The 2,282-nt window shown below is 54.6% G+C and carries 2 protein-coding genes; one reads left to right on the top strand and one right to left on the bottom strand.

Going from position 1 to position 2,282, the window contains the following annotated elements; translation table 11 throughout:
* Window positions 1-380: integrase core domain-containing protein (locus HMPREF2760_RS12580; RefSeq protein WP_148138852.1), on the top strand; the 380-nt coding region annotated here is incomplete at its 5' end.
* On the opposite strand, the gene HMPREF2760_RS13225 is transcribed toward HMPREF2760_RS12580, so the two are convergent.
* Window positions 381-1,832, bottom strand: coding sequence for an IS30 family transposase (locus HMPREF2760_RS13225; protein WP_371440630.1), 1,452 nt, complete (start codon window positions 1,830-1,832; stop codon window positions 381-383).
* Window positions 1,833-2,282 lie beyond the last annotated feature (450 nt).

The following is a 2,282-nucleotide window of genomic DNA, read 5'->3' as shown; positions in this document are numbered from 1 at the left end:
GGGTATCGCTGGTTATCGAAGCTTTATCTCATGCCAGAAAAGTCCGAGGAAGCCTTAAAGGGGCAATTTTCCATTCCGATCACGGCAGTGTGTACACCTCACAGGCATTTAGGGACCACTGCGCCAAGCTTGGTGTACGCCAATCCATGGGAGCAGTGGGAACGAGTGCCGATAATGCCCTGGCAGAATCATTTAACGCCACCCTAAAGCGTGAAGTTCTGCGAGATGGGAAAGTCTTTGACAATCCCATCAGCTGCCGCCAAGAAGTCTTCCGATGGTGCATGCGCTACAACACCCGTAGACGACACTCCTGGTGCAATCTTCTAGCCCCCGATGACTACGAAGCACTCACATCAGCTACACTGACCCAAGCAGCATAGCTAACCCCCGACGTGTCTACTTTCCGGGGGGCAGGCCCCGAGGTCTTCTTTGGTGTGGACGGATAAGTCAGTGCCTTTGGGGAAATACTGGCGCAGAAGTCCGTTGGTGTTTTCGTTGCTTCCTCTCTGCCAGGGTGATGCTGGATCACAGAAGTACACCGGACAATCGGTGGCAATGGTAAATGACCTATGGCCAGCCATTTCGCTTCCTTGATCCCAGGTCAGCGAGCCACGAAGGTGTGCTGGTAGCTGTTGGATAGTCTCGACGAGCGCGTTGCGCACTTCCACAGCGCCATGCCCGTTGGGCAGATGCAGCAGCATGACGTATCTGGTGCTGCGTTCTACAAGTGTGCCGATAGCTGATTTGTTTCCCTTGCCCAAAATCAGGTCGCCTTCCCAATGTCCTGGAACAGCGCGGTCATTAACCGTTGCTGGGCGTTCGGAAATCATTACCATGGGGTCGCTAAATCGCTGGCGGGCAATGCGCTGGTTGCGTGGCTTTCTCACAGCACGGCCTTGGCGCAGACATGCGGCGATTTCTTTCTTCAGCTCGCCTTTAGCTTGGAAGAACAACGACATATAGATGGTTTCAGGACACACCCTCATAGTGTCATCGTCAGGGAAGTCCAGACGCAACCTTCTAGAAATCTGCACCGGTGAGTATCGCTTCTTCAACATCGCCCACACCACATCACGCAATGCTGCATGTGTGTCCAGTTTGCGTGGCTTAGGCCGGAATCTGCGCAGCACGGACTTCCGATGAGCTGCATGCGGCAGATACAACCCAAATTCATCACGGTTGCGTGTCATTTCCTTGCTTATTGTTCCCGGTGAGCGCCCCAAACGCCGGGCAATAGCACGCACGCCTAGGCCTTGACGGTTCAAGTCGGCGATAAGTTCACGTTCCTCGACGGATAAATATCGAGAACTAATGCGTTTGTCTATCGCGTGCTGTGGGAGAACTTCGACGGGTACTGCTTGGCGGCCGTCAACATAAGGCAAGACCTGCATAAGTCTTTTATAAAGCTCAGTGTCTGGCCCATCGGGAACAAACGGCACACGCCCGACACCATTGAGCTTGGTTACTCCTTTATCGATGTCCAGAGCTTCGCGTGGATTAATACCGACGGCTTTTGCTGCGTCTTTTCGGCTCATCGCACCAGAACGCAGCATCAAATACTCGCACCGACGCGAGGTGGCACTAGCCCGACGGCCATGCGGATTGCGCTGCCACAAACCAAGCTCAATACCAATGCGGTAGACAACGCTGGTTCCTACATTAAGTCGCGTTGAAATATCTGACGGCTTCACACCTTGCTTCCATAGCGCTTCAATGCTTTCTGTAGCCGAAGCAGAAGTCGACTTATGAACGCGCACAGGAAGTTGATGCTCACGAGCCAGCCGATACGCAACACTCAAGCTAAGCCCCAGTTCCAACGCCGCACTACGCACACTACGACCACCTGAAACCAAGCAACATAGCCGCTCCACCACATCCGGCGAAGGATCCCAACGACTCGACACCACAAACACCACCAATCAAGGTCAGGTGTTTCCACGATCCTTAGAATCCGCGTCGCTCTTTAAGGGCTAAGCGTCCCGTTGCTCCTACTGCATCCAACGGCAGGCGAATCGCGACCAGGATCCCCGATTTCCCCGCGCACCATGCTGCGGTTTGCGGGGATCACCGATGTGCCCGTCAACCATCTTTCGGTTGGCGGGATCGGTGGTTGGCGTTGTCCTCTCGATGTCTGGGACATTAACTGTTGTCGGGTGGTGGGTCTGGTGGCTGTCCTGCTTGTTCAGCGTTGAGTCTGGCTACTGCTTCTTGGTATTCGGGCATTGCGGTAATTGGTGCTCCCCAGGGCGGGATGAAGCTGACCCCGGTGTTGAGCCGGTACA

The organism is Corynebacterium sp. HMSC065D07, assembly GCF_001810695.1.
GTDB lineage: Bacteria > Actinomycetota > Actinomycetes > Mycobacteriales > Mycobacteriaceae > Corynebacterium > Corynebacterium hesseae.
This window is presented reverse-complemented; position numbering and strand designations above follow the sequence as displayed.